The sequence below is a fragment of the Patescibacteria group bacterium genome (assembly GCA_027858235.1).
Classification (GTDB): domain Bacteria; phylum Patescibacteriota; class Patescibacteriia; order Patescibacteriales; family BM507; genus BM507.
In genome coordinates this window covers 13,036-34,341 of sequence record JAQIDC010000003.1, presented here as the reverse complement: position 1 = coordinate 34,341, position 21,306 = coordinate 13,036, and the positions used below count along the sequence as shown (strand labels likewise).

Genomic DNA, 21,306 nt, shown 5'->3' with positions numbered 1-21,306 from the left:
CCAGCGCTGTAGCCTGTGCCATCTGAGGTGACTGTGATTGTTGCTGAGTCACCAATTTTTAGAACACCGCTTGTTGGAACAAATGTGACGTTTGAGATTGTTGGAGTATGTCCATCAATCGAGGCTGTGTTAACAGTAGGGGCAACAAAAGCGGTAATATTTTCTTGATTAACTGAGTCACGAAAAATAACAGAAATTGGTATTGTTCCTGCTGTCCTATCTGTATTGCCTTCGACAACAGTATAATCAAAAGTATATGTTGTGTCATTTGTTTTTTGTATATTTGTTGCAGTTACTCCATTGACTGTTGTATTACCGAGAGTATATGTATCAGGATCTATTGTGACTGTTGCAGTTAAAGTGATAGTATCTCCCACCTTGTAACTTAGACTCGGAATTGTGACTGACGAAATTTCTGGGTAGTGAGCATCAACCGTAGCTGAATTCGGTGAAACACTTGTATAGGCAATATTCTCATTCCCTCCCTGGTCAATCAAAATTACAGAAGCTGGAATTGTTCCAGTCGTTCTGTCAGTATCGCCTTCAGAAACCAAATAGTCTGCGTTATAGGTTGTGTCATTAACTTTTACTAAATTTGTCGCTGTCACTCCGTTGATTGTTGTAACTCCCAAGGTGTATGCATCAGCATCCGTTGAAACAGAGATAACAATTGTAATCGTGTCGCCAATCTTGTAATTATTGTTTGTAATACTAATGCCTGTTAAAACTGGCTTATTGGCATCTACCCCTGGTCTATTGTTTATATCAGCTGTGGTATAGGCTGAACTTGAATTATTATTTGAATCCTTCAAAATAATACTAATTGGCAAATCGGCTGTATCAAGAATATCAGCATCTCCTTCTGTAACAGCATAAGTGACTGAATAAGTGTTATTTAGATTATCAACTATTGTTCCAGACACATCCACTCCATTAACCAATATAGCTCCAGCTGTATAACCAGTAGCATCAGATGTAATGGTCAAATCAACTGAGTCCCCAATCCCTAGGTAACCAGAAGTTTGGGAAAATGTGACGTTCGATATTGATGGAGCAACATTATCCAGAGTAACCACAATAGTGCTCGGGGTCACCTGATCATCGACACCATCATTAACAGTTAACCGCAAACAATAGTCACCATTTGCAAGTGGCACATCTGTTTGTGATAACCAATCTGTGCTAATGGTATTTTCTCCCAGACTAGTAATAATATAAGCTGTGGCGTTACCGACTTGAAAATCATTTCCGTTATCAGCGTCGGGATCAACTCCGAGGGTTGATGTTGTATTAGCGGGAGTTGTATCAATAGTTGAGTTCGGGGCAGTTACAAAAGCACATCCACTACCAGCTTCATATTCTATTTTAGCAATCAAATCATCGGCATTTAAATCATCGGCCGTAAATGTAATATCAACTGCTCCGTTCCCATCTATTTTTTGAGTAGCTGACGTGAGAGTTGCGGTTGGAGCGTCATTCAAGTCATAATTAACTTGAACATAGAACTGGTCAACATACAAATTAAAACTTGAACCGTTAGATGTATCAAATCCATAAGACCTAACATCTAGATTCATAATATCATTCCATGTCCAAGTGCTTGGAGCATTTCCATCATTAGTAACATCAAGATAATAAATAGTATTTGTGTCGCTTGTTCCCATGCCATAACTTTGAGATGAACCAGCTGTTGAACCATTAAAAAATGGTTGAACATACATAGAGACCTGAGTATTGGCAGCATAAGCCTCAGTCCCAACTTCAACTTGAGTAATTGCATTTCCAATATCGGTGGCGTTATTTGCAGTACCTTGTAAATAGTTAGCTGAATCATTTACAGATTTTCTTGGTATCAATCTTTGAGCATAAAGATTATTTGAACCATCAACTGATTGAGATGGGTTTGTCCAGCCTACATTTGAGGCGGTGTTATAAATATAGGTGGCAACAGCATCAGAGGCTATCTGCCAATCACGATACTCTAAATAATCACCAATGCTGGCTTGTCCCATCATAAACAATTCCGGAGATACGTCGGGAGCATCGAAGGTGTAGATAATTTCTAGTTCATCTCCCTTTAGAAGTTCTACATTATCCCAGACTATTTCTTGTTTTTTCCCAAAATTTTTAATTATGAATTTTGAATTTTGAATTATGGAGTTGTTTTTATAAATCTCAACATCGCTTATTTTAAATGAAGCGGGCACTACTTCTTTTATCTCCCCCCGATAATCATCACCGGCCTTAATACTCAAGTTCATTTCGTAATTTTCGACTGGATAAATCCTTGTTGGAGCACTTCTTTTGAAATAAAAATCAGCATTATTCTCTACCGAAAAATTATCGGTGATACTATAGATCCCATTTTTAGTAACTGCATTTAGGGTCATTTTGTATTCTCCTTCTCCGGCAACTTGATATTTTGTACTGTAGTCCGGGAGACTGGTAATATTTTCACGACATTCAGAGGACACTTCAATTAAACCATTTGCAGTTGAGAGTGTTGCCTTACCACCGTCTGGTGCTTCGATTAAAAGTTCTAGCCCGGCATCACAAACAACATGACCAGTGTCGTTCAAAACTGCCATAAATAAATCAGCCGTTTCAGAAGTTTTGTATTTATCTTGATTAGAATTTATTGCAAGTACTCCCCAAGAAAAATCTTTTTCAATTATTATTTCCTCATCACCATCAACTACAAAAAATTTTATTGTCTTTTTTCCTGGTCTAAGTTTTTCTTCTTCGTTATCAATTTTCAATTCAAACTGTCCATTGTCTAAATATTCTTTTGTCACCACTAAATTATCTTTCTTTTTACCATTAATATCATAGATCTCCGCTCGAACCTCAATATCCCTAAATTCATCAACAAAAATATTTTTAAACCAAGCGCTAAATTTAGAAAATCCCTCTCTTTCTTTACTGGCCTCATAAATAAAACTAGGGGTCTCTGTTCTTACAAAGTCTTTTTTATCAGAAATATTATCAAATTTTAAACCAGAAGGACCAGCAGCTGAAGCTGAGACTGAAAAGAAAATAAAAAACAACAAAGCCAAAAAGCCCGATATTATTTTTCTATTAAATTTTTTCTTAAAGATGTTCATTCTATGCTTTATTGTCATTGCGAGAAGCGGAGCGACGAAGCAATCTCGTTCGTGGTATGAGATTCTTACGGTCGCTTTAGCTCCCTCAGAATGACAACTGTAATATTTTTCATTCTAAATTCTAAATTCCCCTACTCTCCTCCATCATCATTACGCCATCTGTAATGCACTTGTTCAATCCTATATAAATCAACCTTGTATAAATCAAGGTAAGAATCACCATCAAAAGAAGCTAAATCATTTGTTGAATAAAGCTCAGCTGAATAATCGGTGGTAGAACTTGCAAAATTATGATTAAAAATTAAAGTAAAATCAATGGTACAAGTATTGACTGAGCATGTTGAGGTGCTGTTTGGGGAAATTACGACCGCCCCATTAACATCTGCCCCCGTCTCAGAAAATAAAGCTGTTGCCTCTGTCCAAGAAAATTCTAAATTACCAAATGGTGAAACATTGTCAGCAGAGTCAGCCAATCTCAATAAAACTGTGTCTAGTCCAGCATAGCCGCCGAGGTCAGAAACAAGAGCTCGAAAATTCCATTCACTAGTTCCGTCGGCGATCAGTTGATTTAGAGTATCTGGATTTGTGAAAGTAAGTGAGTCATTAGTAATAGAAGAATTTGTCTTGGCGGTAGTTTCGGTTGATGCGATAATATTTCCATAAGTATCATAAGCCCAAATATTAAACACGTAGTCTGTATTTAAATTTAAACTTCCAACGGTTGTTGATGAAGTCCCATTATAATTAATATCAGACAAATCGGTATTAATATGTTCAGGATCTGTTATGACTACTCCTGTTGTACCTTCTTTGTAGTGAATTTCGTAGTGAGAAAAATTCGAGTCAGTTGAAGTCGCTCCAAAAATTAATTTAATTGTAGATCCAGTTACCTCCCCACTCGTCAATTGTCCTGGAGGGCTTGGGGCTGCATTGTCTATTGTGAGAGTTGTGGTTGCTGGGGTGTTTTGATCGTCTGCAATATCATTCATTGTAAATTGCAAACAATAAGTAGCCTCCCCTAAAGGCAAGTCAGTTTGACCAAACCAGTCGAACTGCAATGTATTTACATCTGGAGTTGTAATCCACCAATCAACTGCACCAACTTGATAGATATTATCATTTTCAATAGTTGGAACACCATAAGTACTTGAAATATTCGACTGTGTTTCATCAATGGTTGGATCAAGTGGAGTAGAAAAATTACAGGCTGCACCAAGAACATAATCAATTCGAGCAATTGAGTTATCATTATCACCATCATTAACATCAAGAGAAATATCAACAACGCCTGTACCATCTGTCCTTTGGACAGCTGAATTGAAACTTGAGGTTGGTGTTTGGTTGGTATAAAAACTAGTATATGTTGAACTGGCGGAATGACCATAAATGTCATAAGCCCAAATGGAAACAGAATATTGAATATTTTCAGAAAGACCAGTTATTGAAGTTGTAGCTATTCCGTTAAAATCAATTGCTCCAAGATTTGTATCTCCACTTGAGTTTATTTCATTGTCGCCCTCGTCTGGAGCTGTCCCGTCATAGATTTTCCAAAATATTTTATAGTCCGAAAAATTAGTGTCACTTGATGTTGCCCCATAAGAAAGAGTTAAAGAGTCTTTGGTGTGCGAAGAAAAAGTAAATTCTCCCGGAGCTGTTGGATTTTTATTGTCAATGTCCACTGTAGTTGTGGCTAAAATTGCTTGGTCCTCTACCAAATCATTAGCAGTTAATCGAAGACAGTATGTTCCATCGGCTCCGTCTAGAGCTGGTGTACTCAACCAATCAAAATAAACACTGTTAGCCCCACTAGTCGTAATAATATAACCAGTTGAAGAACCAACTTGATAGTCTTCATTGTTATTAATCTTGGCATCACCAAAAGTAGAAGTAGCATTTGTATCTGTTTCATCTAAATAAGGATCAAGAGGAGTTGCAAAATCACAAGTAGCTCCAGAAACATATTCTATTTTTGCTCTAAGAGGATCATCATCAAGGTCATCGGCTTGAATAGACAAATCAATCACTCCTGAAGAATCAACTTTCTGACTTGCTCCCGTAAAAGATCCTGTTGGCAAGTTATTTGTGGTGTAATCTACTAGAATATTTATTTGATCAATGGAAAGAGTATAGTCCGTAGGATTAGAACTATTTTGACCATAAAGCCTAATATCCATTCCAATAATATCCGCCCATGTCCAAGTCCCAATCTCTGATGTAATATCTAGGTAAACTGGAACATCATTATCAGTAGTTCCCATGGTTGTCCCAGTTATCGTATAGATTCCACCATCGGCTCCTCCAAGAACGGGGACAACATAGGTTGTTATCGCTGTGTTTTCAACAAATCCTTCAACAGCGATTTTAACGCTTGAAATGATCCCTCCAATATCCGTAGCAGTATTAGATGTTACAAGTAAATAATTTGCCGAGTCATCAACATTCTTTTTAGGAATTGCTTTTGTGGCATAAGTGTTGTTACTAGAATCCCAGGCAAATGTTGGATCTGTCCAGTTTACATTTATTCCAGCTGTTCCGGGGTAGGTTGTTATAGCATCTGAAGCTATCTGCCATTGTCTGTCTTCTGTAGTGGTTGCAATACTTGCTGGTCCAAGTAAGTATAACTCCGGTGAAACATTTGGCGCATCAAACAGATAAACTGCTTCCAGTTCATCGCCATCTTCAATTAATAAATTTTTCCAAGATAATTCTTTTTCGTCGTTTATTTCAAATTCATCAAAAATATATTCTTCTGTGCTACTTGATACTTGGCTATTATACAAAACGAAATCCGTCGTTGAGGCTTTCTTAATTTTCAAGGTTTGATTTACTATGTAAAAACCGTCAGGGACGTATTCGTAAAAATTTCCTTCAAAATCTTCACTAGCCAAAATATTTATTTTCATTTCATAATTAGCCAGCGGATATATTCTGGTCGGACCAATCCTCGATATATCAAAAGAAGTTTCTTCAACAACCCTAAAACTATCCGTAATTTCTTTAACTCCATTCTCGGTAATTGCTTTTAATTTTAGTTCATATGTGCCAACACCTGCTAACTGAAAATATGTATAATAATCTGGACTCGTTATTACATTTTCTGGCTCACAAAATTCGTTTTGAATTATTGTGTCATTACTTGTATCAAAAATTCGAACTTCTCCATCTGGTGAAATAATTTCTAAACTCAAATCAGCCCCACATAAGGTGTGTCCACCTTCATCTAAAACCGCCATTTGAATAAACGCTGATTCGTCACCTATTTTGTAAATAGATTTGTCAGTATTTATGGCCAAAACCCCCCAAGAAAAACTTTCTTCTAGAACAAATTCTTCTGTTTCGGCTCCTGAACTATCGATAATAGTAAACTTAATCCTATATTCTCCTGGTCTAAATTTTCTAGGCAAGCTCGGCAAAGTAATAGAGAATTCTCCATCTTCTTCGAATACTATTATTAGGGGAAGCTCTAAAATATCTCCTTTAAAATCTTCTATCTCAACTTCTATATCTACACTATCCCAGTAACCAGAAAGTCCAAAGCTCTCACTTAAAGTCTTTTTGTTTTTATTATATTTAAATCGAAATTCTCCTTTTTCATCAAAAGTAAAAACTTTTTGATCTGATAAAAATTCGAGCATATTTTCCCAACGCAATTCTTTTTCTTCAGGAAGTTCTGGAGTGTTGGGGTCTTTCTCATATTCAATATCAACCCAAATACTATCAATATACAAAACAAAATCAGCTTGTTCATCGGCGAGGCCTTCAATTTTTATTTTCAGATTTTCAAGGTCAGTCCATGACTCAAGAAAAGGCGCATCATAAGAAAAGAATCCATCATTTAAATAATTAGACAAATCGTCGTCATAAACTGTATCTAATTTTTCCCATATTTCTCGACCTGTTGTAGAAGCACTTGTACTAGCATCGCCAGTCTCACTCATAACTGAATACCAAATAGCAAATTTTGGGCTGTCTGATTGAGCGATTGCATTTTTAACAGAAAATATTTTTGAAATTATATCCCCGTCGCTATTCTCCACCTCCGGATCTGGTTCAGACACTACCGGAGCTACTATTTCTTCTACAATATCTTCAACTTCTTCTTCTGTTTTCTCTTCTTCTTTAATTTTAATTACAGACGCCTCTTCTTCATTTTCGATTATTTCTACACTCTGTTCAAAGTCCTCAGAAATATCCTCTTCTTCGATGATAATTTCGACATCCTGAATAATCTCTTCGTCATCTTCTTTAATTATTTCTTCAAGCGTCTGTTCTTCCGGCGTCTGTTCTTCAAGCGTCTGTTCTTCCGGCGTATCTTTCTCCGAAGAATCGTCACCAAGCTCATCGCTTGAACTTGCTATAACATTTTCATCAATTTCGTCTTCATTTGACTCAATCTCGTCATCGCTCGAGCTTGCAGTGCTTGTGGCTATTTCAACAGGAACAATAGCTCCTCCGCCACTAGAGTCTGCTTCCAAGGAACCAAGAGCAAAGGAAATCATTATTTTTGCAGAATCAAATTCTCCCAAAACAGACAAATCTGAATCTTCTTGAGCATTTGCAATATTTACTAATGTTTTTTTACTCAAAATATCCGTACTAGTCGCGTCCGTGGTGGTTGATGTCTCACTTTCGTCATGAGCTCTTTCTTCTCCTCCCTGCTCTGTTAATCCATCTTCCAAAAAAGAGTCCTCGGAGGAATCTTCATTAATTTCCATAAATTCCACTTCAGGTTCTGTTTGACTTGGAAGTGACACTCCTTTTAGAGTGAAGTCTGAAATAAGCAAGGAAAAATCTCCGCCATTATAGAAGGAAGAGTTTGTATCAGAAAAAGAAGATAATCTACCATTTGGTGAAATTTGAGGTTCATTTAAGACATTTTCTCCTCCCCACCATCCAAGAGAATAATCCTCTGATTGCACCGAAGTATTACCACTAGAAGCGTAAAAAGAAACAGCCCTCATCTCTCCACCAAAAGCACCAATATATCTTTGTAAAAAATCAATTGGACTAAAACCAAGGACCAAAACAAAAAATAAACCAAATACAAAAAAACCTTTTAAATATATCTTTAAAAGCTTGTTTGGGGGACTATTCTTCTTTCGAATATTGTTTAGCATGGGAAGCTAAATTAAGGTCAAAAATTTAAATCTATTATCTCTTGAGAATTTTGAATTTCCAAATCTTTCTGAATTGAAGTAGATGGGTTAATTAAAATATAGGCAATATAGGAAACCAGAAAAATTACTGATATAAACAAAAAGAGGAGAACCAAAAATGCACTCTTAAAAGTTTTAAAGAATACTCTGAATATATTTACTTCAATTGAAAACCTTCTCTTAAGTGAAGGAAGATAACCTTTTTTAATACCTTCTTGTTTTGAATTTTTATTTTTTGAGTTGTTCCTATAGTCGAGAACAGCATCCTCGGTTGTCATCCAAACGACATTAGAATAGGTTTGTTCACCAAATATTTTTCCAGACCTAATCAACTGTCCAACATAGTCAGAGCTATATCCAGAAAGCTCCGCTGCTTCCTTGAGTGATATCAATTTTTTGCCTTTTTCCATTTTTTACTTATATTAGTAAATCTCGAGGGTCGTTATTGTAGTCTATGAATCAAATCTCGAGGGTCGATAAATTTATTTTTATACTAGTATTATACCATATACCAAGGTAAAATATCTATAGTTTCAATAATCATTGTACATACAAAATAAATAGCTATCTTCTGCAATAATGTGCTAATTTTAAAGAAAATATATTTTTGTATAATTTATATATAATTAGTGTGCTTCTAATGTTTACTGCACTGTGGATAATTAAAACTTAAAAATAAAAAAAAGGCCGACATTGCCGACCTGTATAATTATTCTATTTTTTTGTTTTTATTTCCAATATTGATTCTATTTTAACATACACCCAAGAGGCAAGGTTGTTATCCATTGGATAGCTAACATACTTTCCTCCTGCTTTAGTATTAAACCAATCTATATTTGCATTTCCATATGGGTCGTGAACAATAATTTCATTTTTCTCATCGTCATAACCAACTACTAGTAAATAATGGCCATTTTGATCAATCTTTGCTCGAGCTATTAAAGGCTGTCCTTTATCAATATCCCTTCTAATCTTTTCGAACATATTCTCACTAGTATTTTCCACACCTTCCAAGCCATTATTTTCTAAATATTTTATGACATTCCCTACCTCTGCTTGCCAGCTCCCTTCATATTTTCCCACTATATAACCATGAGCGCCATAGACTTTATTCTTTCTACTACCAATCCCATCAAAATCATAAGCAAAATCTTGACTATAGTCATTTCCTTCCTTATCAGTAAAACCAATGTAGGGGCTATAAATATAATAACCTGGGAATATCTCGTGCTTTGGCAATATGCCATAATAAGTTAGCAACATCACGCTAACAGTAGCCGCACATGCATTGTGCCCCAGAATCATCGACTCATCTACATCCTCTACCTGGTTAATGTATGGAACATCCTTAATTATTTTTGTTCTAGCAAATACATTGTTGCCCGACACAACAAAAATCAAAATCAATATACATGTTTTTACTTTCAATGAACTATTCTCCTTTCTTGATTATATATTTATTATACTCTTAATCTTATCGTAGCCGACTTTTCCATTAACAATATCCTCCTCTTCTTTAATCTGGATTAAAAAATTATTAAGTGCTGAATATTTTGTTTTGCTTATTCTAGGATCATCCATTTTCCTTGCTATTATCATTCTCGTGTAATTATCATTAGTCAGAATTCCTTTACTGTCCATTTCGTCTTTAATGTTTGTTAGTCTCTGCATATAGTTGCCTATTTTCTCTACATAATTTCGAGATTCTGGTGGCCATTCATGCTTTTCTCTATCTTTTTGTTTTGTCCCACCATTATAACAAGCCAGTAGCTTTTCTTGAGCATCCTTATAATTTCCTTTACCATATTCATTCTCATCCACTTCATACACCCCATGTAACATCATAAAATATAGTTTTCCCAAGGCTCTGCTCAAATTTTGATCTTTTGCTATCATCTCTTGTATTCTTTTGGGGTTAATCGCTTTTTTTAGTTTTTCTGGTTCCAGTTCGTCTTCTTTTTTTAAACCCTCAATCTCAAATTCAATCTCACCTCTTCTTTTCAGCAAATTCAAACCCCTAACCACGTCCACTATTGATATTGCCATGTTTTGCATTGAACCAACCGCACCCTTATGAGACTCTGCGTCTGTTTTATAGCCAGATTCTTGTAGTTGCGTAGCAATAAAAAAATCATCATGAAATATTTCTTTTGGAAAAAATTTGTGCTTACATGAAAGTTCTTGATACTTTTCCATAAACAGTTTCGTGAGTTTTTTTAAGTCAATTTGTTCTTGACTCAATTCTCCCTCCTCTTCCCTTGAGACATTTTCGTTAATATCATTCTCCTCAACTCCGACCTCTTTTAATATTTCTTCCTTTGTAATATTTTCTGTTTTCTCTCCTTTGTTTTTTTCACCATCCTCAAAAAAATCTCCAACAGTTTTTCCTACTGCTCCGGTTATAGCAAATCCCACTAATCCCTTTACAAAGCCCCGACGAGTAATACCTTTGTTAGCATTACTAGATTCTTGTTCTTCAACACTTTTGGGTTTTATATTAAAATTTTCATTCATACATTTAGTTTATATTGATATTATAGCAAATTAACTTAAATTTACTAATTATAGAGAAGTAACTATTATACCACTTGACAATATACAGCATTTATGCTATGCTAATTAGTTGACTCAATTTCGTTATCAACAATAAATGGCCAATTTCGGTCTGACAAAAAGAAGGAGAACATCATGTTTAATTTAAAAACAGCAGAAGCTGCCCTTTTAAAAGAAGTAAAAATTTTTCTGGAAAAGAAAAAAAAGCTACAAGAAATGAATACCCCCGCTATTAAGAAAGAAGAACCACGCTCACGTTTTCGGCCAATCGGAAACAATAAATGGGCTCTTGCCTAGTTTCTTCTTAAGTACATTGTGTTCTAAAACACTTTTCCAGGGAGGTAATTATGCCAAAACAATCATTTATTCCCAAGCCAAGCCCCAGGGAGCGGCGCCATGCCGAAGGCTTCAACCCTCGTAACAACTTATTGAAAGCTCCTCTAGATTCCACTTTTGGACACAATGCTCTTGGACCTCTTACTGATGATTTTTTCCCTGACGATGAGCGAGAGCTTCAGTCTTGCTACACCGGATTTCATCAAGAAGAAGAAGATGGATACATCCTGATTGAGGAAATATCCTCTGATGATGATTATTAGAAAACATAAAGCCGCTATCAAAACATCGATAGCGGCTTTTTTCTTATCTTTCTAAACTATTCCTTCTCAATAAACAAAGTCTGAGTTGGATATGCGAATTCTATTTTTTCTTTTTCGAACTCTTCGTAAATTCCTAAATTTACTTCCTCTTGGATTTTCATGTACTCTGTGTAGTCTGAACTCTCAATGTAAAACACTGTTTCAAAGCCCAGGCTCGAATCTCCATATGAACTAAAATTAGATCTATCAAAGGTTGCATTATCTGCCTTGTCAATAATTTTCTTTAACATATTTGGAATTTTCCTTAATTGTTCGGATTTGGTTTGATATGTAACTCCTAATTCAAGAACTACTCTTCTCCTGTCCATTATTCCATAATTCTGAATTTGAGCCTGCGTTAGTTCGTTGTTACTCATTATTACTTCCTCTCCCTGAAGCGCTTGTATGCGAGTACTTTTGATTCCAATTTTTTTTATTGTCCCAGAATACCCATTAATAGTAACAAAGTCTCCTATTTTAAATGGTTTATCAAAATAGATAGAAACGCTAGAAAAAATATCTGACAAAATATTTTGTAAAGCAAGGGCAATAGCAATACCACCAATACCAAGACCAGCTATTAAAGAAGTGACATTATAACCCAGATTGGAAAGCAGTAAAACCACAGCAATCACCCAAAGACTCACTTTTGACAATGTTGAGAGAAAATTTATTATGCCAGTTCCTCCACCTCCTTCTTTTTTCTTTTCAATTATTACACCTGTTCCGTAATCAATTAATTTTTCTGAAAATTTAATTACATAATACATTACGGAAATCAAAAATAAATAATATATAATTTTTGTTATAAAATCACCAACTGATAATGTTTTTAAAGCAATGTTTATAGAAACTAATACATAAAATGGCCAGTGTATAACATCAATAGCCTCTATTATCATGTCGTCTAAATTGCTTTTGGTTTTTTTAGCTATTTTCAAAATCCTTGCCACAACTACAGTTTTAAAAATCTTTAACCCAAACAAAACTGCAAGAAATACTATAGCTGCCGAAGTGTAGGAATACAGAGAATTACCTAAAATCTCAATTCCTTCTAATTTTGTAATAAAATCCATATTTTTTTATTAATTTAAAGTCGTACATATGTACGACTTTAAATTGACTAATTATCTAATTGTTTTTTAAAAGCCTGAAGCTCGGTTTCAAGCTCGACTAATTTTTCTTTTTCTTTTTTAACAAGTTCCTCAGGTGCTTTTGCAACGAAGGCTTCGTTGGAAAGTTTACCGGAAATAATAGAAATTTGTTTTTCGGTGTTCGCAATTTCTTTTTCAATTCTTTCTTTTTCTTTTTCAACATCGATTGCTCCAATCAAATATATCTTAATGTCTCCAACGGAAGTAAATATTTCATCTTTTAGCTCTCCTGAGCTTGCCGAAGGATCTTCACCTCTCTCTTTAATTTCAAGTTCATCGATTCCTGTTCGAAGTGATTTGATTAATATTTCTTGTGATTTGATTAATTCTGTTTTGCCACCAGCGTAAATAATTGCTTTAATTTTCTTTGCTGGTTCAACATTGTTTATGCTTCGTGCATTTCGAATTACTTTAACTATCTCAACAACCAAGTCAAAATCATTATTTCCTTTAAAATCTATTTTTTCTGGCCATTTTTCTAAAACTAGCATCTTTTCATTGCTAAACATTTCTCCCCAAATAGCTTCTGTCACAAACGGGATAAAAGGATGCCAAAATTTTAATAAATTCTGAATAATATAATTTATTACATTCTCTTTTTCTTTATTTTTCTCAAACTTTAATATTTCCAAATACCAGTCGGCTAAATCATCCCATGTAAACTCTCTTAATTTTTCTCCAGCTTGCGAAAAATTATATTTATCAAGATCTTCTGTAACTTCTTTTATTAAAATATTAAATTTATTTAATATCCATACATCAGATTCATTCAAGTCATTAAAAATTAAGTTTTCATTCGAAATTCGAAATTCGAAATTCGAAATTGCGAAGCGACATACATTCCAAAGTTTATTAGTAAAATTTCTGAAGCTTGCTATCTTTTCTTCATTTATTTTTATATCATTCCCTGGACTAGAACCTATAACTAGAGCGAGCCTAGTTGCATCTGCTCCATATTTTTCTTTCATTATAAGAGGGTCAATGGTGTTGTCTTTTGATTTACTCATCTTTTTTCCTTTTTCATCCAAAATCAAGCCATGCAAATATATATCATGAAATGGAATATCTTCAATCGCATAGGTAGTCATAATAATCATCCTAGCAACCCAAAAAAATAAAATATCATAACCAGTCTCCATTACATTTGTTGGATGAAAATTTCTAAAATCATCTGTGTCAATAACAATTTTGCCACCCTGACCTGAGCTTGTCGAAGGTTCTATTTTTATATCTTCTGGCTTTTGAGCTAGGGTAGAAAAAGTCCAAAGCCCAGATGAAAACCAGGTATCAAGTGTATCGGTATCCTGAACCCATCCCTCTCCTTCAGGAGCTTCAATCCCAACATAAACTTCTCTGTCTTTTAACTTTTCACTTTTATCTTTTAACTCACCTCTATACCAAACAGGAACCTGATGCCCATACAAAATCTGTCTTGAAATACACCAATCCCCTAGATTCTCCATCCAATTAAAATAGTTTTTTTCAAAACGCTCTGGATATATATTTATTTTTTTATCTTTATCTCCTAAATAGCCTTCACGCACAACTTGATTGGCTACATCTTTTATAGATTTACCTTCAAATTTATCAAGTGGCTTATTTACATCAATAAACCATTGTAAACTTGGGATTGGTTCAATTGGAGTATCACATCTATAGCAAATAGATAAGTTATTGTCTATTTCATCACTAGCTTCAATGAGATTTTTCTCATTTAGTATTTCGACGATTCTTTTTCGTGCCTTATAAACAGTCATACCAGAAAATTCTCCAAAACCATCTCGGATATTTCCGTCTTCATCAATCACTTTTACAATCTCTAACTTATTGTCCTCGGCCATCTTCCAATCCACCATAGAGTGCGCTGGGGTTACTCCAAGAGCACCAGTTCCAAATTCCATATCAACATGCCTATCACCAATAATTTTTATTTTTAGTTTTTGACCACAAAAATCTACATCAAACTCTTGTCCTATGTATTTTTTATAACGTTCATCTTTCGGATTTACCGCCACAGCTGTATCACCTAGCTTTGTTTCTGGTCTAGTTGAGGAAATACTAATAGGAAAATTTTTATCATATTTAAAGGTGTAAAATTTAGCTTTTTGCGCTTTGTATTCAACCTCGTCATCTGAAAGAGTTGAATGACATTTAGTGCACCAATTAACCACTCTATCACCGCGAACTATTAAGCCGTCGTCGTACATTAGTTTAAAGACAGCACGGACAGCCTTGCTCCTAGTCGCGTCCAAGGTAAAAGCCTCACGAGACCAATCACAAGATGAACCCATTTTTTTAACCTGATTAGTTATTGTGTCGTGTGATTCTTGGGCGAATTGATTAATTCTTTCTAAAAATTTCTCACGTCCCAGTTCATGCCTATTCACACCTTCTTCTAATAAAATCTTTTCTACCTTGGCTTGTGTGGCGATGGCAGCATGATCAGTTCCTGGCACCCACAGAGTCTTGTCCCCCTGCATCCTCCTGTAACGAATCATCAAATCCTCAATAGCCAACATAGCCGCGTGTCCAAGATGAAGAGTACCAGTCACATTTGGTGGTGGCATTACTATGGAATATGTTTTGTCGCCTTCACTGATGTCGCCTGGCTTAAAAGCTCCAGATTTCTCCCATTTCTCGTAAATAACGTCTTCGTAATCAGCTGGATTGTAACTTTTTGATAATTCTTTCATATAATAATTTTGGCTAATATAATATGTTTTTATATATCTAGGTTATCAAAATACCCCCTTTTTTGCAAGACAAGAACAATGATTTTAAGTATTAATATTCTCAAAAAAAGAGAGACCATGGTTTTCCACGGTCTCTTTTATTTTTAATACTTTTTTATTTTAATTATTCAAGACTTACTTCATATACTTTAAAAAAATCGCCCCCTTTTTCCAGAGAAATTAATTTCCCGACTTTTCTCAGAATGTCCCCGGGCTCAATGTCACTAAAATATTTTTCTGCCCCAAATATTTTTTCTGTCTTACCATAACCCTCAACTAAGAGATACTTATCGTATACTATAGCCACAGAAGAGTCTTGATTATCAACCATTTGTTTTACACGAACAGATAGTTTATTACAAAAAACAAATGACCAAAATAAAGATAAACTGGGGAACTTTTGGGTAACGAAGTAATTCGAATAAAAAAGGGAGCATGCAAGTAAAGAATAGAATCCAATTTCGGCAATCATCCCAAAAGTTTCCCCCGGAATAAAGCGAGTTATTTCCCCCCAAATAGTACTAACCAATGAAGAAAATATAATTAAGCAAACAAAAACGAATATCCAAATTATAACCCGAAACAGATTTTTCATAAAACCTCCCTTAAAAATATGATGTTAATGAACAGATAAATAACATACCTCAAAAAAATATTTTTGTAAAGATTGACACTTTCTATTCTTGTTACTAATCTGACATTAGAATTTTGTTCATTAAAAAACGGGAGAAACACACCTGCATGGCAGGGGTGAAGAATTTCAGCTAGCGTTAAGCTAGTGAGTAGCAACCCTACCAACCTCAACCATCTGTTTCTCCCGCTATTTTTTTTCAAAAGTCCTTGAGACACTAGTCATGAGTAATCTGATTTTTTAACATTTCGTGATTGATGCGCAAATCACAAGATTTTAAAAAACTTTTTATTCTGGGATCATTTTCCCTCAAGGCGCCATTTTATGTTTTGAGATAGTATAACTCAGTGGTAGAGTATTGCATTGGCATGCAAAGTCGTAGGTTCAAATCCTTCTACTATCTCCAAAACAAAAAGGAGTTCGAATATTCGAACTTCTTTTTTATTACTCAAAATATTAATCCTCCTCAACACAAATCTCTTTCCTTAAAATAGAGGCAATGGTTTTTATACTCAATACTACTATAAGCACTCCAAGAATAATTAGAAAAAACAAAAACAAATTTTTAAACAAGTCTACTTTGGTAATGTGATACATCATGGCATTTGATATAGCTGCCGCCGACAAGGGAAAAGAATAAGCCCACCAAGATAAATAAAATTTTATTTTAGAAAGCATTTTGACCTGAAAGAAAAGTAGCAAAACAATAAACATCCCAAAATAATATAGGATTCTGGCAAAGTCGTTAAAATTATCTGTTAGCTTAAAATAAGCAATGAATCCAACTGCTGGAGGGGCTATCAATATGAACAAGGTTGGTAATAACTTGCCTGGCAAAGGATCATGAAAAAAAACTCTATTAAAAAACAAAACGAGGAGTATTATCCAAAAGAAAATTCCTGCTGAGAAAAAAAGCCAAGATATTTCCACGGGTGCGTGTGTTACTCCCGCAATTGGAACCAAGATATTCCCAACAGCTGGGATAAACCACGAGGGGTTCATGTGTTTTACTTCAAATACTTTATGTTGAATCCAGGAAGTAATTATTGAAAGCGTTAAAATCAAATGAGAGCTAGCTCCAATAATCCATAAATACTTAGAAACAGCCATACTAACAGGCAGATAGGCAACACTTAAAAGTAAAAAACTTATTGAAATTGCTGGAAAAAAATTTATTTTAATGGGATGTTTGAATTCCTTTTTGACTTCACTTGGGCAAGAAATCATTTTTCTAATATAAAAAAATCCAAGCAAACCAAAAATAACTACAGTAATGGCAAGCATAAGATTAGAATATATATTCGATATTCCATATATTTCTGTTGCTTTTTGCAAACTAATGGCCAAACCACTCAATCCCATAACTACCGAGAAGAAAGAAACGGGAAAATTTTTTATTCTACATTCTTTTAACATATTTTATTCTTTAATAATTTTTATAGCCCTGCCTTCAACGAGGGCAATTGAAATTTTATTATAAGCGCTCGCTAAAATTCTCTGCAGGGTTGCAGGAGAAGTGTTCATGGCAAGAGCACATTCTTTTTGGTCTAGATTTTTTATGTTTTTAAGACGCATTGCCTCTAATTCTTCCTTACTCAATTCGACAACTTCCAAACCAGCCATAGGAATGCCCTGCGGTTTAAAATAATCCACCTTGGGATTAAATCTAATTTTTCTCTTTAGTCTTGGTCGACCAAATCTTCTTTGATTATTCATATTTACTTCTACAATTCTATATTATCAAGCCCCAAAAGATTTGTCACACAAACCTTCTGCGGGTTTAATAAGGAATTAACTATTATATTGTGAGGTATTTACTCTTCTTCTCATCCCCATACCTCTTCCTTGACCCATTCCTTGGTCACGTCCTTGACCATTTGATTCAGTAGCGCCTCCACCACAATTTCCTAGTCCTCTTCCTGTTTTTGAACCTTTTTCTTCAGGTCCTGTTCCATTTTTATTTGGCATAATTATCACCTCCAATCTATTAATTTATTTATGAGAATATACTCTTATAATATTGAGTATATACCCATATCTATATTTTGTCAAGTGTTTTTTAGAAAATAAAAAATCCCCTAAGTTAAGGGGACTTTGAGCTATGCAATGCAGGAAATATATTTATACCCCCTATTATCAACTAAATAGACAAAAGAAGATTCTCTTTTGACATAATTCCCAATTTCGATCTGAGGATGAAATGTAAGTAGGTCACTAACCATAACTGTCTTTTTTTCATAATAGAGAAGTTCTACCATTCCCTTCTCTTCGTCAATTTTTTCAACTCGACAAGCTTTGAATTCCTCCATATCATTAGAGATTATGGTCTTATCTTGAAAGAAGAACTTTATAATCAGACTGCTGACCTTTTTAAAGTCATTTTTATTCATATTTGATATTATTATAGCCAGTAAAAGACAAGAAAAAACTGTAAAATAATTTAGTGTTAAGCTAAAGTCATTAAACCCATACAAATTGGCTAAAAAATTCAAGTACAATAAAAACAAAATAACAAAGAAAAGTCCGATACAATATAATATATTTTTCATCATTGTCTCCTTCTATTGGAAAATGTTTAAAGAACAGTATATTTTTTTAACATAAAAAATCATTTTAGTCAATAGAAATCGGGTCCATCTTGACACATTCCAATATTTTGTATATATTAGAGTATTGATTGAAACAATTAAATCTATCAATATAGTAAAAATTAATAAGGCCTTGAGGCCATTTTTTATGTTAACCCAGGAACAGCAAATTTTTGAGCAAATCAAAAAAGCCAAAAATATTCTAATCACATTTTCAGCCGAATGGTCTGGTGATGCTGTTTCTTCTGCCCTGGCTCTAAATCTGTTTCTAAAAAAACTTGGCAAGCAAGTTGATATTGTTGCTGACTCAACTCACACAAATAGCATCTATTCTTTTCTTTCGGATTTTACAGACATTAAAAGTAATTTTAAAAATCTTAAAAATTTTATAATAAGCCTAGATACCACCAATACAAAGGTTGAAAAAGTAAAATATAATAATGAGGAGAATAAACTAAACTTTATTGTCACCCCCAAAGAAGGCAATTTTACAGAAGAAGACATTTCTTCCTCTTCGAGCAAATATAAATATGATTTAATTATCAGTATAGATAGCCCTGATATTGAATCGCTAGGAAAAATTTTTGAAGACGATACAGAGTTTTTCTACAAAATTCCCTTAATTAATATTGATAACCATTCTGAAAATGAAGAGTTCGGACAAATAAACTTAATTGACTTAACTGCTGTATCTAGTTCTGAAATTCTTTTCAATCTATTATCAAATTATTCTAGAGACAGTATTGATGAAAATATTGCCACCGCTCTTTTGACAGGGATTATTTCCAAAACAAAAAGTTTCAAAACTCAGAATGTTACACCAGATTCTCTCTCTACCGTTGCTCAACTTATTTCAATGGGAGCAGACAGAGAATTGATTGTAAATACACTCTATAGATCCAGAACAATTGGTGTTTTAAAGCTCTGGGGAAGAGTTCTTGCCCGTCTTAACAACAATCACGGGGGTAAGTTGGTTTGGTCTGTACTTTCACATATGGATTTTCACAAAACACAGACTAGCGAGAGAGACCTTTCAGAAGTAATCGACGAACTTATAGTCTCAATTCCTGAAGCAAGAATAATAGTTCTAATTTATGAAGTAAAAGAGGGAGAAAAAGTTAATACAAAAACTATTATACACTCAATGAAAGGAGTAAATGCCCTTCAGTTAAGCAAAGAATTTAACTCCAGCGGAACAAAAAACCTAGCTAAATTTAGTTTAGAAAAATCGATAACAGAAGCCGAAAAACATATTATCGAGAAAATAAAAGAAAACTTAACAAAACTATCCATCTAATCTTGTAAAAAACAATAAATAGTGATAAATTTATTCTAGGATTACCAAATCCTTTTTTGTTTGGATGAGTAAATCCAAAAACCCTGGACGCGTAGCTCAGCTGGTTAGAGTATCACGTTGACATCGTGGGGGTCAGAGGTTCGAGTCCTCTCGCGTCCACCCCGACACTGTTTTGAGCACGTGCGAGTGCGAAATACTTTTCCATATCGAAGATGTGTAAAAGTGCGAATCTTGTGTCGTCCACCATTTCATGTAACACATATTACAAAACATGAAACAAGGTCATTCTGGACTTGCATGTCCGCCTTTGGAGGAATCCGGAATCCAGAAAACATTCAAAATACATTACGCTCCTGTAGCTCAGGGGTTAGAGCACCACGCTTATAACGTGGGGGTCGATGGTTCAAAACCATCCAGGAGCACAAAATAAAAACTCTGCCAAATGGCGGAGTTTTTGTTTTGAGATTTTGGAGGTGCGAACCATGTGAACTAATATTAAAAATGAATAAAAACAAGTCAAAACTCACGAACAGGATTTCTAGATAAACTATCCAGAGAATAAGTGTTGGGGTTTCCACCCCTTCGAAACCATCCAGGAGCACAAAATAAAAAACAGACCGGATTCCTACGGTCTGTTTTTTTTGTAAAATTAAATCTAGTTTTAATTTACTCAATTAAGTCACAAGCTCCGTCGCCATTTGCATCTACGAAGTTTCCGCCTTGGTTTTGTCCTCTATTTTCGTTATTTGAACCTCTTGAACCATTAGCACCTCTTTCACCTTCACCTTGTCCAGCACCTTTGTTTCCTGAGTTTTTCATTCCTGTCCCTCTGCTTTCACCATCATGAAGTCCTAATCCTAACTCAACCCTTAGAGCATCTGCTCCTTCTGTATCGCCGGCCAATCTTAGTTCTCTAATTTCTGCAAACTTTGCAAAAGATGCTTCATCATTAATAACTTCCATCATTCTTCCTTTTGATTCGTTTGGTTTATTTGCTTTCCAGGCTTCATAACTACCGCTTTCAAATGCAGCTGTCATTGCTTCATGAGTTGCTGTGTCTACGTTTGGTCCTTGAACGCTTGGATCACCTTGATAGGCGAAAGTGCTAGCTGCCATTCCGGCTGTAGCGATAATGGCTACTAGAGCTGCTGCTCCAACTGTTAATTTATTGTTTTTCATAATTTTAATATTATTAGTATTTTTAATTAATTTATTTTTTGAAAGGATTTAGTGATCACTTATTTCCCCATGCACTTAGTACTACGCAAGATAAAAATATTTCTTTCACCCTCTTTTTTTTAAAAACAGACCATGCCCCCGCAGGTCTGTTTTTTGCTTGTCAGGCAATTTTTTTTATTTATAGCCGTAGCTATTTCTCCATGCACTTAGTACTACGCAAAATATAAAAATTTCTTTCACTTTTATCTCTTGCAATATTTATCGAATAATTCTA

16 protein-coding genes and 3 tRNA genes are annotated in these 21,306 nt (G+C 34.6%); 6 read left to right on the top strand and 13 right to left on the bottom strand.

Going from position 1 to position 21,306, the window contains the following annotated elements; genetic code table 11:
• The 5 genes from PF572_00195 to PF572_00175 all read right to left on the bottom strand — a co-directional run.
• Positions 1-3,104: hypothetical protein (locus tag PF572_00195; protein MDA3839485.1), on the bottom strand; the 3,104-nt coding region annotated here is incomplete at its 3' end.
• Between the two features lie 131 nt (positions 3,105-3,235).
• Entirely contained in the window at positions 3,236-8,221 is a 4,986-nt protein-coding gene (locus PF572_00190; GenBank protein MDA3839484.1) for a fibronectin type III domain-containing protein, read from the bottom strand.
• A 17-nt stretch (positions 8,222-8,238) separates the two neighbouring features.
• Positions 8,239-8,670, bottom strand: a complete 432-nt coding sequence (locus PF572_00185) for a hypothetical protein (protein MDA3839483.1) — start codon at positions 8,668-8,670, stop codon at positions 8,239-8,241.
• Positions 8,671-8,974: 304 nt separating this feature from the next.
• Complete coding sequence (locus PF572_00180) at positions 8,975-9,688, bottom strand: C39 family peptidase (GenBank protein ID MDA3839482.1); 714 nt, start codon at positions 9,686-9,688, stop codon at positions 8,975-8,977.
• Positions 9,689-9,709: 21 nt separating this feature from the next.
• Positions 9,710-10,774: a lytic transglycosylase domain-containing protein gene (locus PF572_00175; protein MDA3839481.1), complete on the bottom strand. Its 1,065-nt coding sequence runs from the start codon at positions 10,772-10,774 to the stop codon at positions 9,710-9,712.
• Between the two features lie 174 nt (positions 10,775-10,948).
• Here PF572_00175 and PF572_00170 point away from each other — a divergent pair, with 174 nt between their 5' ends.
• Together PF572_00170 and PF572_00165 are read left to right on the top strand one after the other, a co-directional pair.
• Positions 10,949-11,110 carry a hypothetical protein gene (locus PF572_00170; GenBank protein ID MDA3839480.1) on the top strand — a complete coding sequence of 54 codons (162 nt, stop codon included), beginning with the start codon at positions 10,949-10,951 and terminating at the stop codon, positions 11,108-11,110.
• Positions 11,111-11,241: 131 nt separating this feature from the next.
• A complete protein-coding gene (locus tag PF572_00165) occupies positions 11,242-11,412 on the top strand; it encodes a hypothetical protein (GenBank protein ID MDA3839479.1) in 171 nt (56 codons plus the stop codon).
• Between the two features lie 56 nt (positions 11,413-11,468).
• Here PF572_00165 and PF572_00160 read toward each other — a convergent pair whose 3' ends face one another.
• From PF572_00160 to PF572_00150, 3 genes are all read right to left on the bottom strand, one after another.
• Positions 11,469-12,527 carry a mechanosensitive ion channel family protein gene (locus PF572_00160; protein MDA3839478.1) on the bottom strand — a complete coding sequence of 353 codons (1,059 nt, stop codon included), beginning with the start codon at positions 12,525-12,527 and terminating at the stop codon, positions 11,469-11,471.
• Between the two features lie 47 nt (positions 12,528-12,574).
• On the bottom strand, positions 12,575-15,298 hold the full coding sequence (locus PF572_00155; protein ID MDA3839477.1) for a valine--tRNA ligase: 2,724 nt from the start codon (positions 15,296-15,298) through the stop codon (positions 12,575-12,577).
• A gap of 163 nt (positions 15,299-15,461) precedes the next feature.
• The gene (locus PF572_00150; GenBank protein MDA3839476.1) at positions 15,462-15,668 is read right to left on the bottom strand and encodes a hypothetical protein; all 207 of its coding nucleotides are present in this window, start codon (positions 15,666-15,668) and stop codon (positions 15,462-15,464) included.
• A gap of 633 nt (positions 15,669-16,301) precedes the next feature.
• Here PF572_00150 and PF572_00145 point away from each other — a divergent pair.
• Positions 16,302-16,374 (top strand) — tRNA-OTHER (locus PF572_00145).
• A 50-nt stretch (positions 16,375-16,424) separates the two neighbouring features.
• Here the strand turns inward: PF572_00145 and PF572_00140 are convergent.
• The 4 genes from PF572_00140 to PF572_00125 all read right to left on the bottom strand — a co-directional run bounded on the left by PF572_00140 (position 16,425) and on the right by PF572_00125 (position 18,358).
• Positions 16,425-17,384 carry an SLAC1 anion channel family protein gene (locus PF572_00140; GenBank protein MDA3839475.1) on the bottom strand — a complete coding sequence of 320 codons (960 nt, stop codon included), beginning with the start codon at positions 17,382-17,384 and terminating at the stop codon, positions 16,425-16,427.
• 3 nt (positions 17,385-17,387) lie between these two features.
• Entirely contained in the window at positions 17,388-17,684 is a 297-nt protein-coding gene (locus PF572_00135) for a DUF134 domain-containing protein (protein MDA3839474.1), read from the bottom strand.
• 75 nt (positions 17,685-17,759) lie between these two features.
• The gene (locus PF572_00130) at positions 17,760-17,936 is read right to left on the bottom strand and encodes a DUF5320 family protein (GenBank protein MDA3839473.1); all 177 of its coding nucleotides are present in this window, start codon (positions 17,934-17,936) and stop codon (positions 17,760-17,762) included.
• A 131-nt stretch (positions 17,937-18,067) separates the two neighbouring features.
• A complete protein-coding gene (locus PF572_00125) occupies positions 18,068-18,358 on the bottom strand; it encodes a hypothetical protein (GenBank protein MDA3839472.1) in 291 nt (96 codons plus the stop codon).
• Between the two features lie 283 nt (positions 18,359-18,641).
• Between PF572_00125 and PF572_00120 the strand changes: the two genes are divergently transcribed.
• From PF572_00120 to PF572_00110, 3 genes are all read left to right on the top strand, one after another.
• Positions 18,642-19,853: a DHH family phosphoesterase gene (locus PF572_00120; protein ID MDA3839471.1), complete on the top strand. Its 1,212-nt coding sequence runs from the start codon at positions 18,642-18,644 to the stop codon at positions 19,851-19,853.
• A gap of 85 nt (positions 19,854-19,938) precedes the next feature.
• Positions 19,939-20,012 (top strand) — tRNA-Val (locus PF572_00115).
• Between the two features lie 190 nt (positions 20,013-20,202).
• A tRNA-Ile gene (locus PF572_00110) sits at positions 20,203-20,275 on the top strand.
• 244 nt (positions 20,276-20,519) lie between these two features.
• Here the strand turns inward: PF572_00110 and PF572_00105 are convergent.
• On the bottom strand, positions 20,520-21,032 hold the full coding sequence (locus PF572_00105) for a hypothetical protein (protein MDA3839470.1): 513 nt from the start codon (positions 21,030-21,032) through the stop codon (positions 20,520-20,522).
• Positions 21,033-21,306: the final 274 nt, after the last annotated feature.

Excerpts from the sequence above, each read along its gene's own strand:
- PF572_00190 (MDA3839484.1), bottom strand. The coding sequence starts at position 8,221 with ATGCTAAACAATATTCGAAAGAAGAATAGTCCCCCAAACAAGCTTTTA.
- PF572_00185 (MDA3839483.1), bottom strand. The coding sequence starts at position 8,670 with ATGGAAAAAGGCAAAAAATTGATATCACTCAAGGAAGCAGCGGAGCTT.
- PF572_00175 (MDA3839481.1), bottom strand. The coding sequence starts at position 10,774 with ATGAATGAAAATTTTAATATAAAACCCAAAAGTGTTGAAGAACAAGAA.
- PF572_00170 (MDA3839480.1), top strand. The coding sequence starts at position 10,949 with ATGTTTAATTTAAAAACAGCAGAAGCTGCCCTTTTAAAAGAAGTAAAA.
- PF572_00160 (MDA3839478.1), bottom strand. The coding sequence starts at position 12,527 with ATGGATTTTATTACAAAATTAGAAGGAATTGAGATTTTAGGTAATTCT.
- PF572_00155 (MDA3839477.1), bottom strand. The coding sequence starts at position 15,298 with ATGAAAGAATTATCAAAAAGTTACAATCCAGCTGATTACGAAGACGTT.
- PF572_00150 (MDA3839476.1), bottom strand. The coding sequence starts at position 15,668 with ATGGTTGATAATCAAGACTCTTCTGTGGCTATAGTATACGATAAGTAT.
- PF572_00140 (MDA3839475.1), bottom strand. The coding sequence starts at position 17,384 with ATGTTAAAAGAATGTAGAATAAAAAATTTTCCCGTTTCTTTCTTCTCG.
- PF572_00135 (MDA3839474.1), bottom strand. The coding sequence starts at position 17,684 with ATGAATAATCAAAGAAGATTTGGTCGACCAAGACTAAAGAGAAAAATT.
- PF572_00130 (MDA3839473.1), bottom strand. The coding sequence starts at position 17,936 with ATGCCAAATAAAAATGGAACAGGACCTGAAGAAAAAGGTTCAAAAACA.
- PF572_00125 (MDA3839472.1), bottom strand. The coding sequence starts at position 18,358 with ATGAATAAAAATGACTTTAAAAAGGTCAGCAGTCTGATTATAAAGTTC.
- PF572_00105 (MDA3839470.1), bottom strand. The coding sequence starts at position 21,032 with ATGAAAAACAATAAATTAACAGTTGGAGCAGCAGCTCTAGTAGCCATT.